The sequence below is a fragment of the Kocuria sp. ZOR0020 genome (assembly GCF_000800955.1).
Taxonomy (GTDB): Bacteria; Actinomycetota; Actinomycetes; order Actinomycetales; family Micrococcaceae; genus Kocuria; species Kocuria subflava.
This window is the reverse complement of sequence record NZ_JROX01000033.1, coordinates 1-26,995: the sequence shown is the minus strand read 5'-3', so window position 1 is coordinate 26,995 and position 26,995 is coordinate 1. Positions and strand designations below refer to the sequence as shown.

The following is a 26,995-nucleotide window of genomic DNA, read 5'->3' as shown; positions in this document are numbered from 1 at the left end:
GCTGCTCACCGGAACGACGACGACGGCGCCCGCTCTTGTGATGTCCGAGCCCCTCATTAGGTTGTAGTCATGAGCGCCAAGAGCAAAACACCTGGGTACCGGTGCACGGAGTGTGGTTGGGCCACCGCCAAATGGGTGGGCCGCTGTGGCGAATGTCAGTCCTGGGGCACCGTGGAAGAGGTTGGCACCGCCAAGGTCCGCACCACACCGGCGCGGGTGGTGGACAAACCAGCCCAACCCATTGCTGACGTTGATGCCTCCCAAGCCGCTTTTGTGACCACCGGAGTCTCCGAGCTGGACCGGGTGTTGGGTGGTGGCCTGGTGCCCGGCGCCGTGATCCTCCTGGCCGGTGAACCCGGGGTCGGCAAGTCCACGTTGCTGGTGGATGCCGCCGCACGGGTGGCTCGCGGGGTGGCACCACGGCCGGCGCGCAAGGTGTTGTACGTGACCGGTGAAGAATCAGCAGCACAGGTCAAACTGCGTGCGGATCGAGTCGGCGCCCTGGCGGACTCACTGTTTCTGACGGCGGAGACGGATCTTGCCACCGCGCTGGGTCAGGTGAAGGCCCTGGAACCGGAGGTCCTGGTGGTGGATTCCGTCCAGACCCTGAGCAGCGCAGAAGTGGATGGTGCTGCCGGTGGTGTGACCCAGGTCCGTGAGGTGGCTGGTTCCCTGATCGCTGCCGCCAAATCCCGGGGCATGACCGTGCTCCTGGTGGGTCACGTGACCAAGGAGGGCACGATTGCCGGCCCACGGTTGTTGGAACATCTGGTGGACGTGGTCTGCCAGTTCGAAGGTGACAAGCACTCCAGCATCCGCCTGCTGCGTGCCGTCAAGAACCGCTACGGCCCCACGGATGAGGTCGGGTGTTTTGAACTTCAGGACAGCGGCATCCGCTCCGTGGACGATCCCTCCGGGTTGTTCGTCTCCAGGACCGCCCAAGCGGTGTCAGGAACCTGTCTGACCGTGACCATGGAAGGCCGCCGCCCACTGTTGGCTGAAGTACAGGCGTTGCTGGACCAGCCCCAGACCGCCCAGCCACGCAGGGCCACGGCCGGGCTGGACTCCTCCCGGGTGGCCATGTTGTTGGCTGTTCTGCAGCGCCGTGCCGGGCTGAGCTTGGGCAACATGGATGCCTACGTCTCCACCGTGGGTGGTGTTCGGCTGGCGGAACCGGCAGCGGATCTTGCTGTGGCTCTGGCGCTGGCATCTGCTGCCCAGGACAAACCTCTCCCCCAGCGGTTGGTGTGCTTTGGTGAGGTGGGACTGGCCGCTGAGGTCCGCCCGGTCCCCGGCATCGGTCGCCGGATTCACGAGGTGTCCCGGCTGGGATTCACGCACGCCGTGGTGCCGGCCAGCCCGCAGGGACCTGGACCCATCCCCGATGGGTTCAAGGTCAAGGAGGTCACCACCCTGGCAGAGGCTCTGGCCCTGTTCTTCCCCAGCTGAGATCACACCAAGCGCAGCCGTCCCGGACCGCAGGGTCAGGGCCGCCACACCATCAGATCCACCGACGGGTCAGGACCCCCACCGAGCCCCTCGCGCCACCGGGTCAGGTCCAACAGAAGGCCGCTCCCGCTGCCGAGCCAGGCCCACCATCGGCTGACTCACTCGAGGGTGAATTCCACACCCTCACTACGGGTCTCCCCCAGTGCCACCGTCAAGCGGTAACCACCCGGGTTCACCTGGGCGCCCTCCGTGGCACAGTCCGCCACGGAACGGTGCCGGTTCCACTCAAAGCGCGCGGATTCCGTCTCACCGGGTTCGATTTCAATGGGACGGTCCTGGCCGTCGATCTGGCAGTGCGCCGAGTCAAAGACCTTGTCCGGTCCGCTGGTCACAGCAAAGTTCATGCGCGCGGTGCCTGCGTTGACCATGCAGGGATCATCGCCGGTGTTCTCCAAGGACATCACCAGGATGGGGTTCGCGCCCTCACCGTAGGTCTCCTTCTCCGTGGAGGCGGAAACCTTGAGCTTCTCTCCGCAGGCTCGGGCCGCAGGCCCGGAGGCGCCGTCGCTGGCCTGAGATTCTGGGCGGGCCGTGAATCCGGCAAAGGGATCCGTGTTGGTGGGCTGCGCAGTGGCGGCAGGTCCGGGTGCAACTTCCGCGTCCCCGCCCAACAGGTTCACCAGGCCGTAGGCCAGAGCACCCACCACAGCGATCGCCAGAACCAGGGCAATCAGTCGCCTGCGCCGGTAGACCTCCGGGCCAAGACCACCCCCCGTGGAGGATGAACCACCGCCAGCCCCATAGGCGTCATCCGCGGGGGTGTCCCAGTCATCATCCACACGGTGGTGGTCATCAGACGAGGCTGCCCATGACTGTTCGTGGAGGTCATACGGGGGCTCGGCTGCGGCGTCGTCGTGCTGCGGGGTGCGTTCGGTGCGGTTGCGAGCGGGCCTGGTGGATTCCCCCAGATCAGGGAGGTCAAAATCCCAGGGATCGTTCTCCCCGTGCCCACTGTTTCCGCGCCCGCTTGCATCGTCCCGTGCCATGACCTCCAGGCTACAGTGGTGCGGATGACCCCCGCGCCCACACCCGTAGCTGACCTGGATCCGCAGGTGATTGCCAGGCTGCACCGGCACATCACGGAGTGGTTTGCCACGGCCCAACGTGACCTTCCCTGGCGGGCCGCTGATTGCTCGCCGTGGGGTGTGTTGGTCTCGGAAATCATGCTCCAGCAGACGCCCGTGGTCCGAGTTTTGCCGCGTTGGCTGGACTGGATGCGCCGCTGGCCCACCCCGGCCGACCTGGCCCAGGCCCCTACGGCTGATGTGCTGCGCGCCTGGGAGCGGCTGGGTTATCCGCGGCGGGCACTGCGCCTGCAAGCTGCCGCCCAGGCCATCGTAGAACGCCACGCGGGCCAGGTTCCCCCAGATCACAGCGCGCTTCTGGCCCTGCCAGGAGTAGGTTCCTACACGGCGGCGGCGGTGGCGGTCTTCGCCTTTGGCGACCGACAAACGGTGATCGACACCAACATCCGCCGCGTCCACGCCCGCGTGATCTCCGGGGTGGCCCTGCGCGGCAAGTCCCTGACCGCGGCCGAAACCAGGCTGGCCGAGCGTCTGATGCCCAAGGATCGTGCCTTGTCCGTCAGGTGGAACCAGGCGGTGATGGAGCTCGGTGCCCTGATTTGCACCGCCCGGTCTCCCAAATGCGCCGAATGCCCGGTGGCCGCGGACTGTGCGTGGTTGGCTGCCGGTTCCCCACCACCGGAGATGGCGCCCAGAGGCCAGGCCTGGCACGGAACTGACCGGCAAGTGCGCGGCGCGGTCATGGCCGTGCTGCGAGCAGCGGACGTGGCCGTACCGGAGCAGTGGCTCACCGTTGCCCAGGAGATCAGCCTGGACGATGCGGGTTCAACGGGCCCGGTCAAACAGTTGGAGAAGCTCCTGAGCCTGGATGCCCCGCCGGATCAACGACGCCGCGCCGTGGACGGCCTGGTCTCAGACGGTTTGGCCATCCGGACGGACTCCGGCATTCGCCTCCCCTAGCAACCGTCCGCAGCTCACCCTCTCTGAGCCACCCACTTCCTCCGCCGAGTAGGCCTTTTGATCGCTGCTGAGCGCTCGGGGGCGATCAAAAGGCCTACTCGGCGGGGAAGGCGGGAGTGGGAGAAGGAGAGTGCGGGCGGGCAGAGAGGTTGCGGATCATGCGGGTGTTGCCCAATGTGTTCGGCTTGACCCGCGCCAGGTCCAGGTACTCGGCAACACCCTCGTCCTGCGAACGCAGAAGCTCTGCAAAAACCTCAGGGTCAATCTGATCCTGGTTTGGCATGACCTCAAAACCGTGACCTCGGAAAAAGGAGACCTCAAAGGTCAAGCAGAACACCCGGTCCACACCCAGGTCCCGGGCCCGTTCCAGCAACTGCGTGACCAGTTTCCCGCCGATCCCCCGGCCCCGAACCGTGGAATCCGTGGCCAACGTGCGGATCTCCGCCAGATCCCCCCACATCACGTGGAGCGCACCGCAGCCGACCAGTCGGGTGGCGCCGTCGTCGTCGATCATTTCGGCCACCAAGAAATCCTGGATGCCTTCGTAGTACGCCACCGTCTCCTTGATCACCAGCACCCCGGCGTGCGCCAGCGGAGTCACCAGCGCCTTGATCCCGGGCACGTCCTGAGTGGTGGCCGGGCGGAGACGGATCTCAGAAGTCATTCGGCAAGTGTAGGCACACCCACGGGGGCAGCCGCGAACAGCAAGGAGGGCCGCACCTGTACGGCGCGGCCCTCCTCAACCAGCCTCACTGGGGCTGACGACGACGATCAGGCGGTTGCCTGCCCCGTGCCCGGACCCTCTTGGCCGGAGTTCGAGGCTGCGGAGTCGTACTCCCCGCTGTGCGGCACATCTGTACCGGACGGCTCCTCGCCGGGGACCAGATCAGAGTTGTCCTGGTCATCCGCGGCATCGGAGAAGTCAGTGTCCGGCAGCTCGGCCATGGGGGTTCCCACGAACGTGAACTTCTGGTCATCCCCCTCACCTTCAACGTCCACCAGCACCTGCTCACCGGAGGAGATTTCCCCGAACAGGATCTTCTCCGAGAGGTGGTCCTCGATGTCGCGCTGAATGGTGCGGCGCAGCGGGCGGGCACCCATGGCGGGGTCGTACCCACGGGAGGCCAATGCCTGCTTGGCGGCGTCCGTGACCACGATGGACATGTCCTGCTCACGCAGGCGCTCCTGCAGACGAGCAACGAACAGATCCACGATCTGCACGATCTCCGCCTCGGTCAGCTGCGGGAACACGATGATCTCGTCCACACGGTTCAGGAACTCAGGCCGGAAGTGCTCCTTGAGCTCATCCTGGACCTTGGCCTGCATGCGCTCGTAATTGGAGCCTGCATCCAGGCCGGCCTGGAAGCCCACCGGCACGGACCGGGAGATGTCCTTGGTACCCAGGTTGGTGGTCATGATGATCACGGTGTTCTTGAAGTCCACCACGCGGCCCTGGGAGTCGGTCAGGCGACCGTCCTCCAGGATCTGCAGCAGCGAGTTGAACAGGTCCTGATGGGCCTTCTCCACCTCGTCAAAGAGCACCACGGAGAACGGCTTGCGGCGCACCTTCTCCGTGAGCTGTCCGCCTTCTTCAAAGCCCACGTACCCGGGAGGGGCACCGAAGAGTCGGGAGACCGTGTGCTTCTCCTGGTACTCGGACATGTCCAGGGTGATCAGGGCGTCCTCGTCACCGAACAGGAACTCCGCCAGGGCCTTGGCCAGCTCAGTCTTACCAACACCGGTGGGCCCGGCGAAGATGAACGAACCACCCGGACGCTTGGGGTCCTTCAGACCTGCGCGGGTACGGCGGATAGAGCGTGAAAGCGCCTTGATGGCATCGTTCTGGCCCACCACACGCTTGTGCAGCTCGTCCTCCATGCGCAGCAGGCGCCCGGACTCTTCGTCAGAGAGCTTGTAGACCGGCACACCGGTGGCTGCGGAGAGAACATCAGCGATCACATCCGGGGTGACCTCAGCAACCTGGTCGCCGCCTTCACGCCAGGCCTTGTCCTTCTCATCGCGCTCTGCCAGCAGCTTCTGCTCACGGTCACGCAGGGACGCGGCCTTCTCGTAGTCCTGGCCCTCAATGGCAGCTTCCTTGGCCTTCTTGACCCCGGCGATCTCCTCATCGAGTCCCTTGATCTCCGGGGGTGCGGTCATGCGCTTGATGCGCAGGCGCGCGCCGGCCTCGTCAATCAGGTCAATGGCCTTGTCCGGCAGGAAACGGTCGGAGATGTACCGGGCGGCCTGGTGCACGGCTGCTTCCAGTGCCTCGTCCGAGATGGACACTCGGTGATGGGCCTCGTATTTGTCCCGCAGGCCCTTGAGGATCTCCACCGCGTGCGCCTCCGAGGGCTCATCCACCTGGATGGGCTGGAAACGGCGCTCCAGGGCAGCGTCCTTCTCAATGTGCTTGCGGTACTCATCCAGGGTGGTGGCGCCGATGGTCTGCAGTTCACCACGAGCCAGCATGGGCTTGAGGATCGATGCGGCGTCGATTGCCCCTTCAGCGGCACCGGCACCCACCAGGGTGTGGATTTCATCGATGAACAGGATGATGTCCCCGCGGGTGCGGATCTCCTTGAGTACCTTCTTAAGGCGTTCCTCGAAGTCACCGCGGTAACGGGAACCGGCCACTAGCGAGCCCAGATCCAGGGTGTAGAGGTGCTTGTCCTTCAGGGTCTCCGGAACGTCCCCGCGGACAATGGCCTGCGCCAGTCCTTCGACGACGGCGGTCTTGCCCACGCCCGGTTCACCGATCAGCACCGGGTTGTTCTTGGTACGGCGGGACAGAACCTGCATGACACGTTCCATCTCACGGGCACGGCCGATCACCGGGTCCAGCTGGCTCTCCCGAGCAGCGGCGGTGAGGTTGCGGCCGAACTGGTCCAGCACAGCGGAACCTGCCGGAGTGCCTTCACCGGAGGAACGGCCACCGGTACCGGCGGTCTCCTTCTCCTCCCCGGAGCCACCACCCTGGTAGCCGGAGATGAGATCCAACACGGTGGAGCGGACCTTCTGCGGGTCCGTGCCCAGCTTGGTCAGCACCTGCGCGGCAACACCTTCACCGGCGCGGATGATGCCCAGCAGGATGTGCTCCGTGCCGATGTAGTTGTGGCCCAGCTGCAGCGCCTCCCGCAGGGAGAGCTCAAGAACCTTCTTGGCCCGCGGGGTGAACGGGATGTGACCGGACGGGGCCTGCTGGCCGGGGCCGATGATGTCTTGAACCTGCTCGCGGGCGGCGTTGAGCGTGATGCCCAGCGAGTCCAGGGCCTTGGCGGCAACGCCTTCATTCTCGTGAATGAGGCCGAGCAGCAGGTGCTCGGTGCCGATGTAGTTGTGGTTGAGCATCCTGGCCTCTTCCTGGGCCAGCACCACGACCCGTCGGGCCCTGTCGGTGAAGCGTTCGAACATGGATACTCCTCAGTTGATCGTCACGACGATGCTACGCAGGCAACCCCGTGAATCATGGGCTGTTCGCCACTGGCGAGAAGGTTGCTGGCGCAAGATCACGCGGTTTTTCGGCTCTCCCAAAAGCCTCTTCCCCAGCAGCGAAACTTGGACCCACTCACCCCACCGCCGAGTTGGCTTTTTGATCGCCCCTCAGCGCTCAGCAGCGATCAAAAAGCCCACTCGGCGGATAAGGGTGGGATGCAAAAGGGCCAGGCGAACACAAAATGTTCACCCGGCCCTTGAGCAAGGATTCAGCCGAAACCCGATGGCCCCGGCCACCGATCACTTGTTGGCTGCGTAGTAAGCATCCTGGATCTCCTGGTGGATACGGCCACGGTCGGAGACGTTGTAACCGTTGGACTTGGCCCACTCACGGATCTTGGGGGTGTCCGGGTTGGTGCGGGTGGCAGCAGCGCGGGCGGTACCGGTGCGGCCCTTGCCTGCAGCCGAAGCCCGGCGAGCCTTGGACACGAACGGACGGATGGCACCGCGCAGCTTGTCTGCATTTGCGCTGGAGAGGTCGATCTCGTAGGAGTTTCCGTCCAGACCGAAACGAATGGTTTCGTCGGCGGGGCCGCCGTCGAGGTCGTCCTCGAGGATGATCTTTACTGTCTGTGCCATTGTGTGGATCTCTCCCGAATGTGGATTGAGGTTCAAGGGTCGGGAGGGGCGGCAGGTATTTTCCTGGGAAAATCTGTCACCGATCTCCGCGATCACATCAACGGTAAACCGCAAACGCCATCAATGCAATTAGAGCCCCGCGAACTCCACGCCGACTATCAGGAATTTCTCATGTTCGCCGGCAGATAACTCTTGTTCGGATCACACCTGTGTAGACGTACATGAGTCCACTTTCTCCATCACAGGGATTACTTTTCATCTTCCTGTGCAGCGTTGCGCGCCTGCACCCTGCTGGAATCCTCAGTGCCGCCCGAATCTCCGCCTGCCGCGCCCGTCACCGAGTGTCCTTCCCGCTCACGGACCTGCCGGTACCACTGTTCGGCGTCCTCCCGCGCAGTCTTCTCCGCCTCCCGCTCTCCGCGGTCAGCGCGCATGATGGATCGCATGACAAACCAGAAAATCAGCCCCACGCCGATGGACGGCAGCAGAACAGCCAGATAATCACCCATGATTCATGCCCTCCCGGACCGGTCAGTCTTTCTCTGGCTTCATCAGCGGAAACAGAATCGTCTCCCGAATGCCCAGGTCCGTGAACAGCATGATCAACCGATCCAGACCCAGCCCCAAACCGCCCATGGGCGGTGCACCGTGTTCCAGGGCACGCAGGAAGTCCTCATCCAACTGCATGGCTTCGTCGTCGCCGGCGGCCGCCATCTGCGATTGCTGCGTCAAACGCTCCCGCTGGATCACGGGGTCAATCAGCTCGGAGAACGCCGTTCCGCGCTCCATGCCGCCGATGATCAGGTCCCAGGCTTCAATCACACCGTGTTCGCTGCGGTGCTGGCGAGCCAGGGGTTGAGCAGCCGGCGGGTAATCAAAAACAAAAGTCGGCTGGATGAGCGTGGGCTCCACGATTTCACCAAAGAGTTCAATCACCAGTTTTTGAGCATCCCATTCGTCCTTGACGGGGACGTTGTGCTCCGCCGCGATCGCTCGCAACTCGGTTTCAGAACTGCGCGGCGTTATTTCCCGCCCAACTGCCTCTGACAGCCCGGGATACACACCCATCCACGCCCATTCACCACGCAGATCGATCTCACCCTTGGCCGTGTGCAGGGGACCCTCCAACCCCAATGCATCCGCACAGGCCACAACGATTTTCTGGATCAACGTTGCCATGGTGAATTGGTCACCCCAGGCCTGATAGGCCTCCAGGGTGGTGAATTCGGGGCTGTGGGTGGAATCCACACCTTCATTGCGGAACACCCGGCCGATCTCAAAGACCTGCTCAACGCCGCCCACCACTGCGCGTTTGAGGAACAACTCCGTGGCAATGCGCAAGGTCATGGGCTGGTCGAACGCGTTCAGGTGGGTGTCGAACGGGCGTGCCGTGGCCCCGCCGTGGATCAACTGCAGTACCGGGGTCTCAATTTCCAAGTACCCGGAATCCTCCAGGGTGCGCCGCACGGTCTTGATGATGGTGGCCCGGGTTCGGACGACGTCGCGTGCCTGCTGACGCACCAAGAGGTCCAGGTATCGCTGGCGAACCCGGGTTTCCTCGTTGAGTTCGCTGCCTTCATACAGGTTGGGCAGCGGGCGCAGAGCCTTGGATGCCATCTGCCATTCGTTGACCATGATGGACAGTTCCCCGCGGCGCGAGCAGATCACCCGCCCCGTGGCGGAGACAAAATCGCCCAGGTCCACCAGGTTCTTCCACTCGGTCAGCGATTGCTCACCCACCACGGCCAGGGAGAGCATCAGCTGCAGTTGGCGGCCGTCACCGTCCTGGATGGCGGCAAAACAGAGCTTGCCGGTGTTGCGCACAAAGGCCACGCGCCCGGTCACGGAGACCACCTGATCGGTCTCCTCCCCCGCCTCCAACTCACCCCAGGTCTCGCGGACCTGCTGGATGGTGTGGGTCCGCGGCACGGACACGGGGTAGGGTTCACGCCCGGAATCCAGAAGTGCCTGCCGCTTGGCCAGGCGGAACTCCGTCTGTTCGTCGGCCACCGCAGCACTCTTGCGGTTCTCGACGACGGCGCTCGGCTCACCCGCGCTAGCGGGCTCGGCGGGCTGCTGGCTCTGGGAATTCTCAGGGGTGGTCACGGTGATCCAGGATAACGGTCCGTCCGCCCCGATCCCTAGCCCAGGGGTGGCGCTGTGCTGTGACTCGCATCGGCCACCTGCCCTCACAGGTGGTGGTTGTCAATCAACCGGGTGGTACCCACCCGTGCGGCAACCAGGGCCAGGGTTCCGGGCACCGGATCAACCGGCTGGAGGGTCTGCGGGTCAACCACGGTCAGGTAGTCCAGTTCCACGGTGTCCGGTCCGGCCCCGATCTGTTGCACGTTGATGGCATCCCGTGCCTGTTCTACGGTCACGGCACCTTGCGCCAGCTCCTGCAAGGTGCGGGAAAGGACCAGGGCGGCGGCGCGTTCGTCGTCGTTGAGGTAAGCGTTGCGGGAGGACAACGCCAGTCCATCAGGGGCACGCACAATCGCCACGGGACAAATCTGTACGTCCACGTTCAGATCACGCACCATGCGCTGGATGATCAACAACTGCTGGGCGTCCTTCTGGCCAAAGTAGGCCCGCACCTGATGCCCACCGGTGACCAGGGCAAAGAGTTTTGCCACCACGGTGAGCACACCGTCAAAGTGCCCGGGACGCGAGGACCCCTCCAACTGGTTGCCGAGTTCACCGGAGGAGACCCGAACCAGCGGCAGCCCGCCTGGATACATGTCCTCCACAGCGGGGGCAAAGACGACGTCCACGCCCAACTCCGTGAGCCGCGCCAAGTCCCCGGGCAGGTCTGAAGGGTAACGGGAGAGGTCCTCACCGGGACCGAACTGCAAAGGATTGACAAAAATGGACACCGCCACCAGGTCATTTTCTGCACGAGCCTGACGCACCAGGTGCCCGTGACCGTCATGCAGGGCGCCCATGGTGGGAACGAATCCCACGGTGGCCTCCGGGCCCAATGCCACTGCCCTGGACCGGAGCAGAGTGCGGAACTCCTGCGGGGAGGTGACCACAACAGGCGGCGTGGGTTCCTGCGGCAACGCCGGCGAATCAGGCGAATCCGGCGCGTCCGGCCCCAGCGCCTGGACCACTCGTTGGTGGTCGGCAGGGCTGAGGGCCCCGCGGTCCTTGGCGCGGTCGGCAGTGGCGCGGGCCATGAACGTGTAAGTGCGCAGCACATCCTCCCGGCCGCTGGCCAAGGCGGCTTCCGCCAGCGCCAGGCGGTGTTCCCGGACCGTTCCGGCATCCCCGCGCACCACGGGTCCGGTCAAGGTGGATTCTCCTGAGCGCAGCGCGTTGTCCACGCTGGCCCGGCTCAGGGCGCCCAACACTCGGGAGGGCTCGTCCACGCCGATCTCCTCCAACACCTGGGTGGCCTGCCCGATCAACGTGGTCAGGTTGTTGGCTCCGTGGGTCAAAGCGGCGTGGTAGAGGGTGCGGTCAGCTTCCGGGATGACCACGGGCTCCCCACCCATCTCCACCACCAAGGCTTGGGCGATGGGCAGCACCGCAGCCGGTGCCGTGACTCCGAAGGGGCACTCGGCCAAGCGGTCAAGGTCCATGGACATGCCCGTGAACGTCATGGCGGGGTGGATGGCCAAAGGAATCGCACCGGCAGCCCGGGCCGGTTCCAGCACGGAGGTGCCCCACCGGCCGGCCACATGGACCACCAGTTGACCGGGCTGCCAGTGACCTCCCTGAGCCAAGCCGCTGATCAACTCCGGCAAGTGATCATCCGGGACCGCCACCAGGACCAGCTCGGCGCGCTCCACCACTTCCGGCACGGTCAACACGGGCACACCGGGCAATAGCAGTTCCGCGCGTTCCGTGGATTCGGCAGAGACCGCAGTCACGCCCACCACGGCGTGCCCGGCAGAACGCAGGGCAGCGCCCAGAACGGCTCCCACCCGGCCTGCGCCAATGACTCCCACACCCAGACGGCCGGGGCGATTGGACGGTGTGCTCACTGATGTTCTCCTGATGGGCCGGCCTCGACGGAGGACACGGACGGATGGCTCAAACCGGCAGGCAGTGCCGGGGCGGCATAGGTGGGCGCCTGAGTGCGGGCCCACGGCAACGGCGGCAGATGAGAGCCAACCCCATCACCCAGATCCGCCGCCCCGTGAGACTCACCCGTGACGGCAGCCACCGCGTTACGTCCGCGTTCCAGCTGCTCCACCACAAAGGACTCCGCCTCGGCCCGATCCATCCGTGCCACGAAGGCACGTACTGGACCGGCAATGGAGTGCAGATTCACATCCGCCAGGTCCAAGGCCCGGGCAATCGGCCCGCGGTCCACGCTGATGGACTGGATCTTGTTGTGTGGCACCACAAAACACATGCGGTACGCACGTCCGGCCCGCGCAATCACCATGTCACGGGTGACTGTGTAGCCGTAGCGTCGCCGGACGATCGGGGCCACCCACCGGGCACGCGCCGGGGAATTGCGGAAACGGGAGGCAGCATCGGCCTCGCCGGCCAGACCTTCAGCACTCAGCCCTGCCACGTGGTCCCCGTCGGAGAGACCAAGGGCTTCACGGAACATGAGCCGGAGGTCGTCGTCGTTGGCAACCGGCAGCAGAACCGCACGGTCACCGGCACTGGAGGACTCCAGACCGCCGCCGTAACCGGCAATGTTGACGTGCACCACGGACCAACCCGCCCACCGCCACAGGGGCGGGCGATACAGCGCCAGGGCCTGAACCCGCCCGGTGGGCACGGTCTGCGAGGTCTTGTTCAGCAGCCCGTACCGTAGCCGCACGCCCTCCGGGGTCCGAAACATTTTGAAGCCCCAGCTGATCTCCAGCGCCTTGAACACCATGCCGCCCAGGGCCAGCAGCGTGGGCACAAAACCCACCAGCATGGCCAGGATAACGCGCGGGAACAGGAAGGCCAGAACCGTGACACTCAGCGCCACCGCGCACAGGACCAGGAAGGAAATGGTCAGCAGCCGAGCGGCAATCACGCGCCGCAGCGGCAGGGAGAGAATCAGCTCCTCATCCGCACCGGCCTGGTCCGTACCAATGGAAGCCTGACCGTCATCATCCGCTGACGACGACGACGCACCGGCCCCGGTCTTGGGAGCTTGTGTTCCAATGGCCCCGAGCAGGTCCTTGCGCAGCCGCCTGGCGTGATCGTGCTTGAGGTAGCGCAGAGCAACCGAGGTCTCCCCGGCATCGGCCACCTCAAACCGCAGTTCCGCCAGTCCCAGCAGGCGCGGCAACAAGGGGCGTTGAATGTCCAGGGCTTGTACTCGGTCCAGGCGGGTCTGCCGTTCCTGCCGGAACACCAGCCCGGTGCGCAGCCGCACGTGGGTGTCCGTGACCTGGTAGCGGGTGAACCACCATATGTAGACCGCACCCACACCGGCCACCAGCGCACCCACCAGGGCCATGGACCCGTAGAACACCCAGTTGGGCATGGTGCTGAAGAATTCTAGAATGGGGGGCAGACTCTCCGGGCTCGGCCCGGCGTCGTCCTCGCCGGTGACATCCCCCACCATGCCGTTGACCACGGTGTTGAACCAGATGCCGATCACCACGGCCAGGGCGATCCACCCGCGGGCCAAGGGGCTCAACGGATTCATCCGGTGCCAGGTCAGGGCGGTGTCCTCCCCGTGGAGGATCGGTTGGCTGCTCACAGTTGAATCAGACGATCTTCGCCACGCTCCGTGAGGTGTTCGCGCAGCCGATTCGCTTCTGCCGCCGTGACGCCGGGCAACTTGGTGTCTGTCTGGGGGGAAGCGGTGTGCAGGGTGATTTCTGCCAGGCCAAAGGCGCGCAGCAGAGGACCGGAGTTGATGTCCACGTACTGCATACGCCCGTAGGGAACCACCACCAGGCGACGAACGATCAAGCCCTTGCGCACCAAGAACTCATCCGGGTCCTCCCGGTAACAGTGGGCCCGGACCCGGCGCGGGGTCAGGGCCATGTTGATCACGTAGAACGCCAGAACCAGCAGCGGCCAGGGCAGCAACCACCCCCAGGAGGCACCGGCAAAGGGACCCAGCACCTTGAGCAACACCGGCCACCCGGTGATGGCCAGCATGAACGCCAGGCTGATGAGGTCATTGATCACGGAGACCGCAATGTACTTGCGGCTGATCCCCTGCCATTGACCGGACTCTGCACCGGAGCCCGGACGGGTGGCCGGGTCATCGGCGCGCAACGGGGTGACCCGCTCTGAGACTCCCGTGTCCAAGGGTGCTGCGGGCCGGTGATCGGTGGTCGGTTCAGTCATCGGTCTGGGCTCTCCACGGTGGTGTCGGGGCGTGCTCTGAGTTCCCGAGTGCGGGCCATGCCACCCTCCTGGGCAGGATGGGCCCGGTGTGGCTCCTGGCGCCGGGCAGTGTCTTCAGGATCATCCGGTGGCAGCCTGCAGAAGCCTTCCACCACCCAACCCAGAACACACATGACAATACCGATCACGGTCATGCCGATCACCAACCACAGGGGCGCGTGGTTGGAGCGCACGGGGATCAGCATGGCTTGGTCGATCACCAGCAACCCGTGCCATCCGGCCATCAAGGCACCCACCACGGCGTTGGCCTGTGCCAAGGAGGCCGTCACGGCCCCCCATGTCCGGTCCAGCCGGACCTCACGGTCACCGTCGCGGATCTTGCGAACCTGCCGTCCGACAATCAGTACTGCAGCCGCCTGCACCAACAGGGCGATGCCTGCGGCCCACGGCAAGGACAGCAGGGGTCCGCCCAAGCGGCTGGAGAGCAGGTCAGCGGCCCAGCTGCCGGCAAACGCAAAGGCAGCCACCAACATCAGCAGACGGATGGTCAGGGGACGCACGATTACTCCGCAGGCCCTTGTGCAGCCGCATCCGTCAGCAGCGGGTAGCTGCGCGGGGAGATCCCCTGCAGGTCCTCCGCCTGCTCGGCCAGCGCACGCACGGGCTGCCCGTTGAGCCTGGCCTCCGGGTCCATCATGGCCCACGGCACCAGCACGAACGCCCGGTCAGCGGCGCGTGGGTGCGGCAGGGTGAGCGTGGGTTCATCCATGCTCAACCCACCGAACTCAATGATGTCCAGATCCAGGGTGCGCGGGCCCCAGCGGACGTCACGGATCCGGTCATGCGCGGTTTCGATCTCTTGGCACACCGCCAACAACTCAAACGGCCCCAGCGTGGTGCTGATCCGCATCACGGCGTTCAGATAATCCGGTTGGCCTTCTGGCCCACCCACCGGGTGCGTCACGACGACGGGCGATGCCGCCACCACCTCCACACCCTCCGTGGCGTTGAGATCAGCCACGGCAGCTCGCAGCAGTTCGGCTCGGTCTCCCAGGTTGGAGCCCAGTGCAATGACGGCTTGTCTCATGTTCCTCGTTCCCTGATGACCGTGACGGCCACATTGGCAAAAGGCACCGTGATGGGTGCCTGTGGCTTGTTGACGGTCAGCTCAACCCGCTGCACCAGCGGATACCGTTCCAGCACCAACCGTGCCGTACGATCCGCCAGGGTTTCAATGAGCTCCACCGGCTCCCCTGTGATCTGGGCGTGGATGAGCTCTGCCACTTCCCCGTAGTGCACGGTGTGCGCAAGGTTGTCCGTTGCTCCCGCGGCACGCAGATCCACCGTGAGTACGGCGTTCACGGAGAACTGTTGGCCCACACTTTTTTCGCCGTCCAGCACACCGTGGAATCCGTAGCCTGAGACGCCTGTGAGGGTGATCGAATCCTGGGTCACTGGTCTTGGCCCTTCCATGCCTGGGCCACTGCCAAGGCATCCCGGGTGGTGGGTACGTCATGAACGCGCACGGCCCAGGCCCCGCGGTCTGCAGCCAATGCGGAGATGGCGGCCGTGGCCACGTCCCGTTGCCTGGCCGGGCGCGGTTCACCGTCCACGGCCAGGAGGTTTCCGATGAATCTCTTGCGGGAGGCCGCCACCAACACCGGATGTCCCGATGCCACCAGACGGGGCAGGGCGCGCAGCAACTCCCAGTCCTGGCTGCCACCTTTGGCAAAGCCCAGGCCTGGGTCCAGAATCAGGCGTGAGGGGTCCACCCCGGCGGTCAGGAATCGCTGCACCACGCCGTCGATTTCGCTCAGAACGTCCGTCACCAGGTCCTGGTACACGGCCAGCGCGTCCATGGTTCCGGGGTTCCCGCGTGAGTGCATCACGATGTAAGGCACCTGCAGCTGTGCCACAAGATCAATCATGTCCTGAGTGACGCTGACCCCGGAGACATCGTTGATGCAGTGGGCCCCGGCTTCCACCGCAGCCTGCGCAGTGGAGGCGTTGATGGTGTCCACTGTGACCACCACACCGGCTGCCGTCAGTGCCTGGATCACCGGGAGGACACGACGCCGCTCCTCCTCCGGGTCCACACGAGTGGCACCCGGCCGGGTGGACTCACCACCCACATCCACCATGTCCGCGCCCTGCTGGGACAACAGCAAACCGTGGTCGATCGCAGCCTGGTGGGTGTTGTGCAGGCCGCCGTCTGAAAACGAATCCGGGGTGACGTTGAGGACCCCCATGATGAGCGTGCGGTCCGTGGGGAGGTTGGCCCAGGAACCCCAGCCGCCCACGCTGTCCGGGCGGGCTGCCCGGGGATTGTCTTGCGGGTCTGGGGACTGGCTCATGGTCACCTTCCGTCAGTGGCAGGTTGGGGACTCAACGGCCCAGGATCAGGCTCATGGCTTCCGAACGCGTGGCAGGATCATGCAGCTGGCCCCGAACGGCGGAGGTCACGGTCTTGGAACCCGGTTTGCGCACACCACGCATGGACATGCACAAGTGCTCACATTCCAACACCACAATGGCTCCGGCGGCCTGCAGGTGCTCCACCAGGGCTTCCACGATCTGTGTGGTCAGCCGCTCCTGGACCTGCGGACGCTTGGCGTACACGTCCACCAGTCGCGCCAGTTTGGACAACCCGGTCACGCTGCCCTGTGGGCCGGGGATATAGCCGATATGGGCGTGGCCGTAGAACGGCACCAGATGATGCTCACAGATGGAGTAGAACGGGATGTCCTTGACCAGCACCATCTCCGAATGGCCGATGTCAAAGGTTGTGGCCAGAACGTCCTCCGGGCCCATGGTCATGCCGGAGAACATTTCCTGGTAGGCGCGCGCAACCCGCTGCGGGGTCTGCCGCAGACCGTCCCTCTGGGGGTCCTCCCCGATGGCCAGCAGGATCTCCCGCACAGCAGCTTCGATGCGTGGCTGATCTACCACTCCCGGCGCTCCCCTCCGTCAACGTCCTCAGGTCCCTGCGGGTTCTCCTGGGCTTCACCCTCGCCGGGCAGACGCTCGAACTGTTCGCGTTCCTCCTCGGAGGCCTGCGCAAGTTCCTCCTTCTCCCGGGTGGTGGTCACGGGAGGAAGTTCGGAGACCTCACGGCCCTGGTTGGAGATCCACTGGTCCCGCTCGGGCTCCTGGACAATGTCCTTGAAGATCTCCGCGATCTCGGCCTCGTTCAGGGTCTCCTTCTCCAGCAGCTCCAGGGCCAGTCGGTCCAGGACCTCACGGTTGCTGATCAGGATGCGGTGGGCCTCGTCCTGGGCGTTGGCCAGCAGCGCACGCACTTCCTGATCCACGACGGCAGCGGTGGCCTCCGAGTAGCCGCGGTCCTCCGCCCCGCCACGTCCCATGAAGGGTTCGGAGTTTCCGCCGCCCAGCTTGACCGAGCCCACGCGGGTGGACATGCCGAACTGGGTGACCATGTTCCGGGCGGTGTCCGTGGCCTTCTGGATGTCATTGGAGGCACCGGAGGAAGGATCCTTGAACACGATCTCCTCGGCAGCACGCCCGCCCATGGCGTAGGCCATCTGGTCCAGCAACTCGTTGCGGGTAGTGGAGTACTTGTCGTCCGCCGGCATCACCATGGTGTACCCCAGGGCGCGGCCACGGGGCAGGATGGTGATCTTGGTGACCGGATCCGTGTTGCGCAGCGCGGCAGCCACCAGGGCGTGTCCGCCCTCGTGGTAGGCGGTGACCTTGCGCTCGTGCTCCTTCATCAGCCGGGATCGCTTCTGCGGACCGGCAATCACACGGTCAATGGCTTCATCCACGGCGCGGTCGTCAATCAACTGGGCGTGGGACCGGGCGGTGAGCAGGGCGGCCTCGTTCATCACGTTGGCCAGCTCCGCACCCGTGAACCCGGGGGTGCGCTTGGCTACGGAGGCGAGGTCCACGGACTCGTGCAGGGGCTTGCCCTGGGAGTGCACGCGCAGGATTTGCTCACGGCCCTTCATGTCCGGTGCTTCTACACCGATCTGTCGGTCAAATCGCCCGGGGCGCAGCAGAGCCGGGTCCAGAACATCCGGCCGGTTGGTGGCTGCAATCAGAATGATGTTGGTGTTGGCGTCAAAGCCGTCCATCTCCACCAGCAACTGGTTCAGCGTTTGCTCACGTTCGTCATTGCCGCCGCCCATTCCGGCACCGCGCTGGCGACCCACGGCATCGATTTCATCCACAAAGATGATGGCCGGGGCGTTCTCCTTGGCGGTCTGGAACAGGTCGCGGACACGGGAGGCACCCACACCCACGAACATCTCCACAAAGTCCGAGCCGGAGATGGAGAAGAACGGTACGGAGGCTTCACCGGCAACGGCCTTGGCCAGCAGGGTTTTACCCGTACCTGGCGGTCCGTAGAGCAGAACGCCCTTGGGCACGGAGGCACCCAGCGCGGTGAAACGGTCGCGTTCCACCAGGAACTGCTTGATCTCATCCAGTTCCTGGACGGCCTCATCAGCGCCTGCCACATCGGCAAAGGTGACCTGCGGGTTGTCCTTGTCGAACTGCTTGGCCTTGGACCGGCCGAACTTCATCAACTGGGATCCACCACCCTGCATGCGGGCAAAGATGAACCAGAAGATGGCCAGGATGATCAAGAAGGGCAGCAGGAACTGCAGCATGGACAGCAGCCAGTTGCTCTGCACCGGCTGATCCGTGTAGCTGTCCAGATCCGCGTTGTTGATGGCCTCGATGACTTCAGGGCCGCGCGGTTCCACGTAGTAGAACTCGACGTTCCTGCCGTAGTCCTGGCCGTTGGCCGAGTAGTCATCGGCCAAGGTGAGTTCCACGCGCTGTTCGCCGTCGTAGGTCTTGGCCTCCGTGGCCTTGTTGTCCTGGAGCAGTTCCAGACCCACGTTGGTGTCCACGCGGTTGCCGTCACTGGAGGTCAGCGTGGTGATCACGGGGATCAGCACCAGCAGGGCAAGGAGAATCCAGAAGAAGGGACCTCCAAAGAAGCCCTGTTTCTTTTTAGCGGTGGCCAAAGCCGGTGGTCCTCTCTCACACGATGCCAACCTGGGCACGGTACGGCACCTGGGCGCCACACCGCAGAAGTCGAACGGTCACTTCGGTTGAAGTCGAAGTGTCAATGTAGCGCGCTCACCCGAATCCGTCTGATTCGCGTGAGCGCGTTCATCCGACGGCGGACAGTTTCCGGGGCAATCACCAGCTGCGCGGTGGCCTCAGGCGTAGACGTGTGGGGACAGGATGGCAATGCAGTCCAGGTTGCGGTACTGCTCCGCCCAGTCCAGGCCATAGCCCACCACGAATTCATTGGGTATGTCCCACCCCACGTAGCGGACGTCGATCTCCACCTTCAGTGCTTCCGGCTTGCGCAGCAACGTGCAGATCTCCACGGAGTTGGCGCCGCGGGACTTCAGGTTGGTGAGCAGCCAGGACAGGGTCAGCCCGGAGTCGATGATGTCCTCCACGATCAGGACGTCCTTGCCGGTCAGATCCGTGTCCAGGTCCTTGAGGATCCGCACCACACCGGAGGACTTGGTGCCGGAGCCGTAAGAGGACACAGCCATCCAGTCCATGGGGTACTGCCCGGACAGGGCACGGGAGAGGTCCGCCATGATCATCAAGGCACCCTTGAGCACACCCACCAGAAGGACGTCCTTGTCCTTGTAGTCGGCATCGATGGCGGCGGCCAGTTCAACCACTCGCTGATCGATCTCTTCCTTGGTGTGCAGAACTTCCTTGAGGTCTTCTGCGACGTCCTGGGACTTCACGATGCTCCTAGTTCCGATGATGGCAGCTTGGCTCAGTCAGTGCGTCGGAATTCCAAGGTTCCCCGGGGCCGCTCCGCTCTGGATCGGCGGGGTCGAATGGGTCGACGCCGGTAGACAGACACTTTACCCGCCATCTGAACCGGCCCGGCCTGCCCGGTACCGGCTGCCAGTTCCGCCAGCGCCTCCAGCCGTTCGTGGGCCACGGGCTGCCCACCGGCCAGCACGCAGGCCCGTGCCAGGACCCGGCGGGTCAGTGCTTCAGGCTGGGTTTGCAGTGCACTCAGGGACAGCAGCACGGACCCGGTCGGCGCCGGTTGAGCAACGCCGTCCTGTACCTGTGCAGCGGCCTCACGTTGGGCTCGATCCAGAAGGATTTGGGCTTGTTCCTCCAGGGCGTCTGCATCGGCCCCCAAGATGGCTGCGGTCCTGGACAACGACGCCGCCACTCCGGGGCCGAGTTCTTGCTCCAGGAACGGGAGCACCGTGTGGCGCACACGCGCCCGCATGAAGGACTGGTCCTTGTTGGTGGGGTCCATCCAGGGTGCAAGCTGTTCGGCGGTACAGATGCCCTCCGTGTCCTGCCGGGTGTGCCCCAGCAGGGGACGCAGAAGCCTCAGACCGCCCCGGGTGGACACCGGCGCCATGCCCGCCAGGGACCGGGTCCCTGAGCCACGGGCCAACCCCAACAGAACGGTTTCTGCCTGGTCATCACGCGTGTGCCCCAGCAACACCGCATGTGCCCCGGTGGCAGCCATCTGGTCACACAACACGGCATACCGCGCGTCACGGGCAGCGGCCTCTGGACCATCCGCGCCACGCTGCACCGTGACGGCCTGAATCACCACAGGATCCAGTCCAAGTTCCTTGGCTTGGCCTGCCGCCACGGCCGCAACTGCGCCCGACCCCTCCTGGAGTTGGTGATCCACCACCACGGCACCCACCTGGAAGCGGCGTCGTCGGGAAAAATGGGCGGCCGCTGCGGCCAGGGCCAAGGAGTCCGGGCCACCGGACAGGGCCACCAGAACCAGGTCCGTGGGTTCCGGGGCGCGTCCCAAAGACTGCGTGAGGGTGTACTCAAGTGCCCGGCGCGCGGTGGAGACCTGAGGCAGGAGCCGCCCCCGCCGACCGAACTGCGTCACGCGGCCTTCACCACCCAGATCCGCCCCTTAAACCACTGCGGAATCAGCGCTTCTCCGATTCCTTCTGGGCCAAGCCCAGGACCTTGACCAGGGTGGGTGCGGATTCGCCCAGCGCAGTGACGGCGTGCTGCAGCTCGCCAGCGGGAATCATGGCCGCCAGGGCAGAGACCACATTGGATTCACTGTGCAGACCGGCCTGGATCTGCGTGGTGGTCAGCACCGGCTGGGACTGCTCCACCTCACGCAAAGTGGCCTCAACATCTGAGGTGCCCGCACGCTGTTCCAGCATGACAAGGCGCTCGTACACGGCAGGGTTGCCGATCTTGATGCGCCGTCCCGAGTTGAGCTGGGAGAGCATGGGTGCTGAGAGTCCGAGAACTTCAGCCAGGCGGCGCTGAGTGATGCTGTAAGCACTCACCACGGCGCCGAATCGATCGGAGAGCGGCTGGCCGTAGAGCTTGATCTGCTGCTGGATGTTTTCGGAAGTCACCTTTGCGATTCTGTCACGACTGAACCGCGCACCGGGACCCGCTCAGCCACGTGAACCTGGGAGGACACCGTGAACTGATGGGTAACTTGTGTCCAGCTGAATGCCGAGCAAGGGGCTCACGCCAGGACGCGATCCACCCACTCCTGTGGATGGCGGATCTCCCGGGCCACGGGCAGGTTCTCGGCCGACTCCCACACCCGGTTGAAGCCGTCCCGCCCGGCGATCTCAATGACCTCCGTGACGAACTTCTGGCCTTGGACGTACTGCTCGGCCTTGGCGTCCAGACCCAGCACCTTGCGCAGTATCCGCTGCCCCGGAGTCTGCAGGTCACGGCGCCGATCAAAGCGTCTCCGAATGGTCTTCACGGAAGACACCACAGTGGAATCCACGTTGTCCATGACCCAGTTGGCGTGACCTTCCAGCAGGGACATGGTGGCCACGGCGTTGGACATCAGCTCGCGTTCACGCGGTGCCAGGACGGCGGACATGGGCCCCAGCAAGTCATCCCCTGCCTGCGGGACAGCACGGCCCGTGAGTTTTCCGGCGACCTTGGCCGGAAGCTCGTCTGCCACCGCAGTGGCCACCCGACTCAGACGAGTCTTCATCTGGTCCAGATCCCCGGTCATGGACGTGGAGAGTTCATGGATGGTGGCGGCCATGTGGTCCCGCAACCAGGGGGCGGCCGCGAACTGAACCCGGTGGGTCTGTTCGTGCAGGCACACCCACAGCCGGAAGTCATCCGGGTCCACGTTGAGTTCCTGCTCAACCTCCATCACGTTGGGCGCCACGATCATCAGGCGCCCACCGGGGTGGCGGCGTTCAGCATCCTCAGACACCAGCCCCGCATAGGGGTCGTACTGGCCCAGCACCTTGGTGGAGAGGAAACCCAGGATCACCCCGGTTTCCACGGCTGTGGCACGGCTGCCGATCCACTGTGTGAGCTCGTTGTTCGCCTTGCCACTTGCGCGTTGTTGGTACTTGGTGGCCAGACCCTCCATGGCCGGTTCCAGCAACGCCTTGAAAGTCGCCGCATTGGCCGTTGACCACCCTGCACGGTCAACCACCACCACGGGGGCATCCCGCAGGTCCCGTGCAGCCTCCAACCCGGAGATCTGGTGCACGTGGTCCACGGAGACTTCTGCGTAGTGGCGCATGGAGGCAACCGCCTCCTGGACGGCGCGGGCCGGCGGCGTGGGCCCGGCCGTCACCGTCTTGGCAGCCACTTTGGCCGCCAGGTCCCACTTGATCAGTCCGGAGTCCTGACGGGAAGGCGTGGTCTCAAAGATTGACATGACCTCCATGCAACCACAGCGCCGTGTTCGCCCGCTGCGTTGTCCGCGCAGGGCACAGCATCCGGTGCAGGTTCTCAGTTCTGTGCCACGGCGGAAAAGAAGGTGTCCGAGGCATTGCGCGCCGCGCCCTGGTCAGCCGTCCCGTTCAGCAGCACCACCACAATCAAGGGTTCACCGTCCCCTGTTCGCACCTGGCCGGAGAGCGCGGTGACCCCGTGAAGGGTCCCGGTCTTGGCCTGGGCGTTACCCCGTCCGGCAGCGGCCTCCGGAGCCTGGAACCGGTCCGTCAGAGTTCCGCTCTCCCCTGCCGTTGGAAGGGTGGAGAGCATGGCTGCGTGACCGGATTCCGGATTCTGCACGGAGTCCAGCAGGACTTCCCCGAGCACAGCGGCAGAGACCTGGTTCTGTGCAGAGACTCCCGCACAGTCGCTGATGACCACACCGTTGTCCTGCACGGTGTTCTCCCCCAGGACCTTGTCCAGGGCACGGGTCATGGTGGTGCGAGCGCCTTCGGAATCACCGGTCTGCCCGGCTGCCACAGCGGTGACCCGGCACAAGGTTTCGGAGAGTCGGTTGTCCGAGTTCTCCATCATCACCGTGGCCTGCTCGCGCACCGTGGCGGATTCCACCCGCGCCACCTCGGTCACACCCTGTTGCTGATCGGCAGGTTTCAAGGGGTCAGCGGAGGTGTCCACCATGGCTCCCACTTGCACGGTCACCGGCCGGTCTTCACGTTGGGTGAGTTCATCACCGAGCGCTGCGGCAAACACATCGGCCACCCGTTGGGCAGCGTTGGAGTCATAGGAACCAGTCTGCTGACCATCTGCTGTCACCGTTCGGTGGGATGCAAAAGCCATGGGGGACACCGGGCCCACTTCCCCACTGGCAATGTCCCCCGGCAACCAGGCGTCATTGATCCCGGAGCCGGTGAACATGCCGGCGTCCACGTCCACGGTGAGCGTTGAGGTGGAGGCGTCCAGGTCCAGTTTCTCTGCGGTCAACCGCGCCAGATCCGCAATTCCCGCATGTCCGTCAACCGCCTGGGAATCCCCTGCCCCCGGTGCCAACAGAGTGTCCCCGCCGCCAACCAGGACCACAGTGTCCGCAGTGTCACCCGTGACCACCGTGGTGGCCAACCGCTTCTGTGGGTCCACAAAATGCAACAGGGCCAGCTCGGTCAGGATTTTTTGGTTGGAAGCAGGCACCAAGTGCTCATCCGGCATCCGCTCGTACAGCCTGTTTCCGCTGCCCGGATCAATCACCACGGCGCCCGCCACCTGCGCCGTGGAACCGTCCAAGGTGGAATCCAGTGCACCCACCGTTGCATCCGAGAGCTCCACGGGGTCGTCGTCGTCGGAAGATGTGGGTGCGGCTGACGGCGAGGCGGTGGAGGGGACAGATCCGGCCCCGGATTCCTGGGTGGAGGTGCTGTCCCTGGCCCATCCCGGCCACGCGAAAAGCGCCACCAGCAGAAGGACCGCGGCAAGTGCCACGGCCAGCGCCACCCGTCCCCTGCGGGTCAACACCATGACCCGGGACTGCTCAGAAGAAGTCCGCGGCGGTGTTGGAGAGGTGGGCTCAGGGTGTGGCACGGCGCCCATTGTGCCGGGAAATCACGGAAATTGGGCCCACACGGTAAGTAACCTCACGCCCCCGACGGTTAGGCTTGGCCCAGACTTTGCGGTTGATGGCCGCAGAATTGGCTGAATCGAAAGCAACAGAAGGAGTAACCATGGAGATGGACGTCACGATCGAGATCCCCAAGGGTTCGCGCGTCAAGTACGAAATCGACCACGAAACCGGCCGGATCCGCCTGGACCGTGTCTTGTTCACCTCGATGGGCTACCCCACGCACTACGGGTACTTCGAGGACACTTTGGGTGAAGACGGCGATCCCCTGGATGCCATGGTGCTCCTGGATGTTGAGGTCATGCCCGGCGTGATCGTGGAATCGCGCCCCATTGCCGTGTTCAACATGACCGACGAGGCCGGCGGCGACGCCAAGGTCCTGTGCGTCTCCGCTGACAAGCGCTACGACCACATCCAGGGCCTGGAGGACATTGACGAGTACAAGCAGAAGGAGATTCAGCACTTCTTCGAGCGATACAAGGACCTGGAGCCCAACAAGTGGGTCAAGGGCGAAGGCTGGGCCGGCAAGGACGAGGCAGAGCGCCTGGTGCGTGAAGCCCAGGAGCGTTTCCAGAGCTCCCATTACGACACCGCTGCAGAGGCAGAGCAGGAGGGCGAGGACTGATTTCCTCGCTCGAATGACTCCGGCCAAGGGCCCGCACCGAATCTTCGGTGTGGGCCCTTGGGTTTGGGCTTGTGATGTCTGCACCCTGTGGTTGAGTGGACAGCAACACACCAAACCCCAGGGCCCGCAAGATCGCGCGGGCACCGGCATCAACCACGGGAGGCCATCATGTCCGGCAGTGAAGAGCTCCCCGAACGTGTGCCCTACGTCCTGGAGTACCAGGGTCGCACCGTGGTTCTGGGGGAACCTTTCCACCTGGCAGAACTCGACCGAATGCTCAAGCGCTCCAACGTGGCCACCACCACCACGGTCTCCGCAACGGGCGGGGTGCAGCCAGACGGTGTGCTGCTCAACAGCGTGTCCGTGGACCTGACCACGGACAAGTTCTGGGAAGCCGTCCAGGCCTCCGCCTTTGACGACGCCGTATGGCCCACCGATGACTCCCCCATCGTGGTTCCGGAACCGCCCCGCTGGCTGGCCACCGCCCGGTGCTGGGAGTTCGAACCCGCAGCGCCCATCATGCCGGCAGTCCAGACCTCCACCGTGCCGGAGCCCGGCGGGTGGCTCTACCGACCGTCCTTCGGCGGTGCAGACACCTCCTGGTCCGGTGGATCCGTGGGGTTGTTCCAGCTGATGGACCAGGAAACCTTCTGGGTCCTGGCCTCCGCGGAGGAACTGGAGGAGACCCGGCTGCTGTGCCTTGACCTGGCACGCTACCGCCGTGGATTCGGGGAGATGGGAACCTGCTTTGACGAGTTCGAGCGCCCCGGCTCTCTGCGCCTGCCACTGGTCTGCCGGGAAGTCCTGGAGGACGAACTGATCGCTCGCTCCGTGGACATCGAACCCAGATTCTGGCCGCGCTCCGACTGACTCTCCTTCCCAGCCGTCATCACCGGCACCGGTGGGGCACTGCTGCGGACCTCAAGCCAAGCAGCCGGGCCTCCCCCGCGACGACGCCGGTGGGGTGCCGAAGCGGACGTCAAGCGAAGCAGTCCAAGGCGCCCCACCGGCGTCGTCAACATGATGGGCTGCTCCGTCTGTCATGACGGTCCGTGCGGTACCCCACCGCCGTCGTCGTGACCTAGGAGTGAATGAGACTCACACCAAACTGCGCAGGATGCGGGCGGCACCGTCGTCGTAGACGCTGTTGGTGACTTCCCGTGCCACGGCCACCACTTCATCGGGTGCCTGTCCCATGGCCACGCCGCGGGCGGCCCAGTCGAGCATTTCGACGTCGTTGCGGCCATCCCCTACGGCAACGGTGTGGGCGGGATCAACGCCCAGGTGGCGCCGGACCTGCTCCAGGGCACTGGCCTTGGAGACGCCGGCGGCGGCAACGTCCAACCATGCGGTCCAGCCGACTGCGTAGGCCACGCCGTGCAGACCGGCGGCCTCGATGGCATCAGCAAAGTTCTCCGGGGTGTCCTCCGAGCTGTAAACCACCAGGCGCACCGCATCCAGCTCGGCAAGCTGGTGAATGTCCGTGCCGATGGCTTGAATGCCGAATGACCGGTCCTGGAACCGCTCGGTGGCAAAAAAGTTCCCGTCGGCGGTTTCCAGGGCGAACTTGGCGGTGGGCAAAGCGTCCTTGAGAGCCTGGAGCGCGGGTCCGGGGTTGAAAGTGACAGCGTCCAGGACGCGGTAGTGGTCAGGGGCGCTCGGATCCAGCTGCAAGGTGATGCCGCCGTTGGATGCCACGGCAAAACCCTCCTCCAAGCCGAGTTGTTCACAGACCGGCAGGGTGGCTCCGCGGGAGCGGCCGGTGGAGATCACCAGGTGGTGACCGGCCGCGATGGCGGCCAGTGCTGCGTCCTTGACCTCGGGGGACATCACGCCGTCGTGGTCCACCAGGGTGCCGTCCACGTCCAAGGCAACCAGGTACTTGACCCCAGGCTCCAGCTCCCAGTCGCTGCCAACCGGTTCACGGTCCGGCTCGGGGAACGGGGAAGTGCCTGATTGGAGGAACTCGGGGGTCTCCACGGCGTCATCGAAATCCTGGAGCGTGTCCGCGGAGGAGCTTGCCAAGTGGGCAGTGTCTTGCTGGGCTGCGGGGCTTTGGGCGTTGTGCCGGTCATCGATGCCGGCGTTGTTCTGCGTAGTCATGACAGTCATGCTGTCACACCACCACGGGACCGTGCCTGCCAGTCAACAGCGGGTGAGCTGTGAGGTGAACTTCTGTTGACGCTGCCCTGGCCCCCGATGTTCAGTGGTCAATTTCCTGGCCCATCAGCGCTGATGGGCCAGGAA

General features: G+C 64.8%; 25 protein-coding genes. 4 read left to right on the top strand and 21 right to left on the bottom strand.

Features of this window, described 5'->3' with window-relative positions; all coding sequences use genetic code 11:
- The first annotated feature begins 69 nt into the window (after positions 1–69).
- A complete protein-coding gene (gene radA / locus L979_RS02330; RefSeq protein WP_047688707.1) occupies positions 70–1,449 on the top strand; it encodes a DNA repair protein RadA in 1,380 nt (459 codons plus the stop codon).
- 158 nt (positions 1,450–1,607) lie between these two features.
- Here the strand turns inward: radA and L979_RS14285 are convergent, their stop codons facing one another.
- Positions 1,608–2,495, bottom strand: coding sequence for a hypothetical protein (locus L979_RS14285; protein ID WP_052209363.1), 888 nt, complete (start codon positions 2,493–2,495; stop codon positions 1,608–1,610).
- Positions 2,496–2,519: 24 nt separating this feature from the next.
- Here L979_RS14285 and L979_RS02320 point away from each other — a divergent pair, with 24 nt between their 5' ends.
- Positions 2,520–3,494 carry a Fe-S cluster assembly protein HesB gene (locus tag L979_RS02320; RefSeq protein WP_052209369.1) on the top strand — a complete coding sequence of 325 codons (975 nt, stop codon included), beginning with the start codon at positions 2,520–2,522 and terminating at the stop codon, positions 3,492–3,494.
- A 94-nt stretch (positions 3,495–3,588) separates the two neighbouring features.
- Here L979_RS02320 and L979_RS02315 read toward each other — a convergent pair whose 3' ends face one another.
- From L979_RS02315 to L979_RS02225, 19 genes are all read right to left on the bottom strand, one after another.
- Positions 3,589–4,158, bottom strand: coding sequence for an amino-acid N-acetyltransferase (locus L979_RS02315; RefSeq protein WP_052209362.1), 570 nt, complete (start codon positions 4,156–4,158; stop codon positions 3,589–3,591).
- A 107-nt stretch (positions 4,159–4,265) separates the two neighbouring features.
- A complete protein-coding gene (locus tag L979_RS02310; RefSeq protein WP_047688704.1) occupies positions 4,266–6,908 on the bottom strand; it encodes an ATP-dependent Clp protease ATP-binding subunit in 2,643 nt (880 codons plus the stop codon).
- Positions 6,909–7,229: 321 nt separating this feature from the next.
- A complete protein-coding gene (locus tag L979_RS02305; RefSeq protein WP_047688702.1) occupies positions 7,230–7,568 on the bottom strand; it encodes an Lsr2 family protein in 339 nt (112 codons plus the stop codon).
- A gap of 248 nt (positions 7,569–7,816) precedes the next feature.
- Positions 7,817–8,077, bottom strand: a complete 261-nt coding sequence (locus L979_RS02300) for a hypothetical protein (protein ID WP_047688700.1) — start codon at positions 8,075–8,077, stop codon at positions 7,817–7,819.
- Between the two features lie 22 nt (positions 8,078–8,099).
- A complete protein-coding gene (gene lysS / locus L979_RS02295; protein WP_047688697.1) occupies positions 8,100–9,674 on the bottom strand; it encodes a lysine--tRNA ligase in 1,575 nt (524 codons plus the stop codon).
- Positions 9,675–9,757: 83 nt separating this feature from the next.
- The gene (gene panC / locus L979_RS17025) at positions 9,758–11,557 is read right to left on the bottom strand and encodes a pantoate--beta-alanine ligase (protein ID WP_369792960.1); all 1,800 of its coding nucleotides are present in this window, start codon (positions 11,555–11,557) and stop codon (positions 9,758–9,760) included.
- Positions 11,554–13,230: a PH domain-containing protein gene (locus tag L979_RS02285; RefSeq protein WP_052209361.1), complete on the bottom strand. Its 1,677-nt coding sequence runs from the start codon at positions 13,228–13,230 to the stop codon at positions 11,554–11,556. The genes panC and L979_RS02285 overlap by 4 nt, the downstream gene beginning before the upstream one ends.
- Positions 13,227–13,829 (bottom strand): PH domain-containing protein, encoded by a 603-nt coding sequence (locus L979_RS02280; RefSeq protein ID WP_231559357.1) that lies wholly within the window; start codon positions 13,827–13,829, stop codon positions 13,227–13,229. Before L979_RS02280 ends, L979_RS02285 begins: the two co-directional genes overlap by 4 nt.
- A complete protein-coding gene (locus tag L979_RS14280; RefSeq protein ID WP_052209360.1) occupies positions 13,826–14,389 on the bottom strand; it encodes a DUF3180 domain-containing protein in 564 nt (187 codons plus the stop codon). Before L979_RS14280 ends, L979_RS02280 begins: the two co-directional genes overlap by 4 nt.
- A 2-nt stretch (positions 14,390–14,391) precedes the next feature.
- Positions 14,392–14,916, bottom strand: a complete 525-nt coding sequence (gene folK / locus L979_RS02270) for a 2-amino-4-hydroxy-6-hydroxymethyldihydropteridine diphosphokinase (protein WP_047688694.1) — start codon at positions 14,914–14,916, stop codon at positions 14,392–14,394.
- Positions 14,913–15,284: a dihydroneopterin aldolase gene (gene folB, locus L979_RS16155; protein WP_231559356.1), complete on the bottom strand. Its 372-nt coding sequence runs from the start codon at positions 15,282–15,284 to the stop codon at positions 14,913–14,915. Before folB ends, folK begins: the two co-directional genes overlap by 4 nt.
- A complete protein-coding gene (folP, locus tag L979_RS02260) occupies positions 15,281–16,183 on the bottom strand; it encodes a dihydropteroate synthase (protein ID WP_197052047.1) in 903 nt (300 codons plus the stop codon). Before folP ends, folB begins: the two co-directional genes overlap by 4 nt.
- 31 nt (positions 16,184–16,214) lie before the next feature.
- A complete protein-coding gene (gene folE / locus L979_RS02255; RefSeq protein ID WP_052209359.1) occupies positions 16,215–16,778 on the bottom strand; it encodes a GTP cyclohydrolase I FolE in 564 nt (187 codons plus the stop codon).
- Complete coding sequence (gene ftsH / locus L979_RS02250; RefSeq protein WP_081993619.1) at positions 16,772–18,823, bottom strand: ATP-dependent zinc metalloprotease FtsH; 2,052 nt, start codon at positions 18,821–18,823, stop codon at positions 16,772–16,774. The genes folE and ftsH overlap by 7 nt, the downstream gene beginning before the upstream one ends.
- Positions 18,824–19,021: 198 nt before the next feature.
- Entirely contained in the window at positions 19,022–19,573 is a 552-nt protein-coding gene (gene hpt / locus L979_RS02245) for a hypoxanthine phosphoribosyltransferase (RefSeq protein ID WP_047688689.1), read from the bottom strand.
- 32 nt (positions 19,574–19,605) lie between these two features.
- A complete protein-coding gene (gene tilS, locus L979_RS02240; protein ID WP_047688688.1) occupies positions 19,606–20,712 on the bottom strand; it encodes a tRNA lysidine(34) synthetase TilS in 1,107 nt (368 codons plus the stop codon).
- 43 nt (positions 20,713–20,755) lie between these two features.
- Positions 20,756–21,202 carry a hypothetical protein gene (locus tag L979_RS02235; RefSeq protein WP_047688685.1) on the bottom strand — a complete coding sequence of 149 codons (447 nt, stop codon included), beginning with the start codon at positions 21,200–21,202 and terminating at the stop codon, positions 20,756–20,758.
- Positions 21,203–21,318: 116 nt separating this feature from the next.
- Positions 21,319–22,494, bottom strand: coding sequence for a zinc-dependent metalloprotease (locus L979_RS02230; RefSeq protein WP_052209358.1), 1,176 nt, complete (start codon positions 22,492–22,494; stop codon positions 21,319–21,321).
- A gap of 74 nt (positions 22,495–22,568) precedes the next feature.
- Positions 22,569–24,086 carry a D-alanyl-D-alanine carboxypeptidase/D-alanyl-D-alanine-endopeptidase gene (locus tag L979_RS02225; protein ID WP_168023511.1) on the bottom strand — a complete coding sequence of 506 codons (1,518 nt, stop codon included), beginning with the start codon at positions 24,084–24,086 and terminating at the stop codon, positions 22,569–22,571.
- Positions 24,087–24,226: 140 nt separating this feature from the next.
- Here L979_RS02225 and L979_RS02220 point away from each other — a divergent pair, with 140 nt between their 5' ends.
- On the top strand, positions 24,227–24,748 hold the full coding sequence (locus L979_RS02220) for an inorganic diphosphatase (protein WP_047688680.1): 522 nt from the start codon (positions 24,227–24,229) through the stop codon (positions 24,746–24,748).
- Between the two features lie 168 nt (positions 24,749–24,916).
- Positions 24,917–25,618 (top strand): hypothetical protein, encoded by a 702-nt coding sequence (locus L979_RS02215; RefSeq protein WP_047688678.1) that lies wholly within the window; start codon positions 24,917–24,919, stop codon positions 25,616–25,618.
- Positions 25,619–25,846: 228 nt separating this feature from the next.
- Here the strand turns inward: L979_RS02215 and L979_RS02210 are convergent, their stop codons facing one another.
- Positions 25,847–26,851: an HAD family hydrolase gene (locus tag L979_RS02210; RefSeq protein ID WP_369792959.1), complete on the bottom strand. Its 1,005-nt coding sequence runs from the start codon at positions 26,849–26,851 to the stop codon at positions 25,847–25,849.
- Positions 26,852–26,995 lie beyond the last annotated feature (144 nt).

Coding starts and splice junctions, on each gene's coding strand:
- radA (WP_047688707.1), top strand. CDS start 70: ATGAGCGCCAAGAGCAAAACACCTGGGTACCGGTGCACGGAGTGTGGT.
- L979_RS14285 (WP_052209363.1), bottom strand. CDS start 2,495: ATGGCACGGGACGATGCAAGCGGGCGCGGAAACAGTGGGCACGGGGAG.
- L979_RS02320 (WP_052209369.1), top strand. CDS start 2,520: ATGACCCCCGCGCCCACACCCGTAGCTGACCTGGATCCGCAGGTGATT.
- L979_RS02315 (WP_052209362.1), bottom strand. CDS start 4,158: ATGACTTCTGAGATCCGTCTCCGCCCGGCCACCACTCAGGACGTGCCC.
- L979_RS02310 (WP_047688704.1), bottom strand. CDS start 6,908: ATGTTCGAACGCTTCACCGACAGGGCCCGACGGGTCGTGGTGCTGGCC.
- L979_RS02305 (WP_047688702.1), bottom strand. CDS start 7,568: ATGGCACAGACAGTAAAGATCATCCTCGAGGACGACCTCGACGGCGGC.
- L979_RS02300 (WP_047688700.1), bottom strand. CDS start 8,077: ATGGGTGATTATCTGGCTGTTCTGCTGCCGTCCATCGGCGTGGGGCTG.
- L979_RS02280 (WP_231559357.1), bottom strand. CDS start 13,829: ATGACTGAACCGACCACCGATCACCGGCCCGCAGCACCCTTGGACACG.
- folK (WP_047688694.1), bottom strand. CDS start 14,916: ATGAGACAAGCCGTCATTGCACTGGGCTCCAACCTGGGAGACCGAGCC.
- folP (WP_197052047.1), bottom strand. CDS start 16,183: ATGAGCCAGTCCCCAGACCCGCAAGACAATCCCCGGGCAGCCCGCCCG.
- L979_RS02230 (WP_052209358.1), bottom strand. CDS start 22,494: ATGTCAATCTTTGAGACCACGCCTTCCCGTCAGGACTCCGGACTGATC.
- L979_RS02220 (WP_047688680.1), top strand. CDS start 24,227: ATGGAGATGGACGTCACGATCGAGATCCCCAAGGGTTCGCGCGTCAAG.
- L979_RS02215 (WP_047688678.1), top strand. CDS start 24,917: ATGTCCGGCAGTGAAGAGCTCCCCGAACGTGTGCCCTACGTCCTGGAG.
- L979_RS02210 (WP_369792959.1), bottom strand. CDS start 26,851: ATGACTACGCAGAACAACGCCGGCATCGATGACCGGCACAACGCCCAA.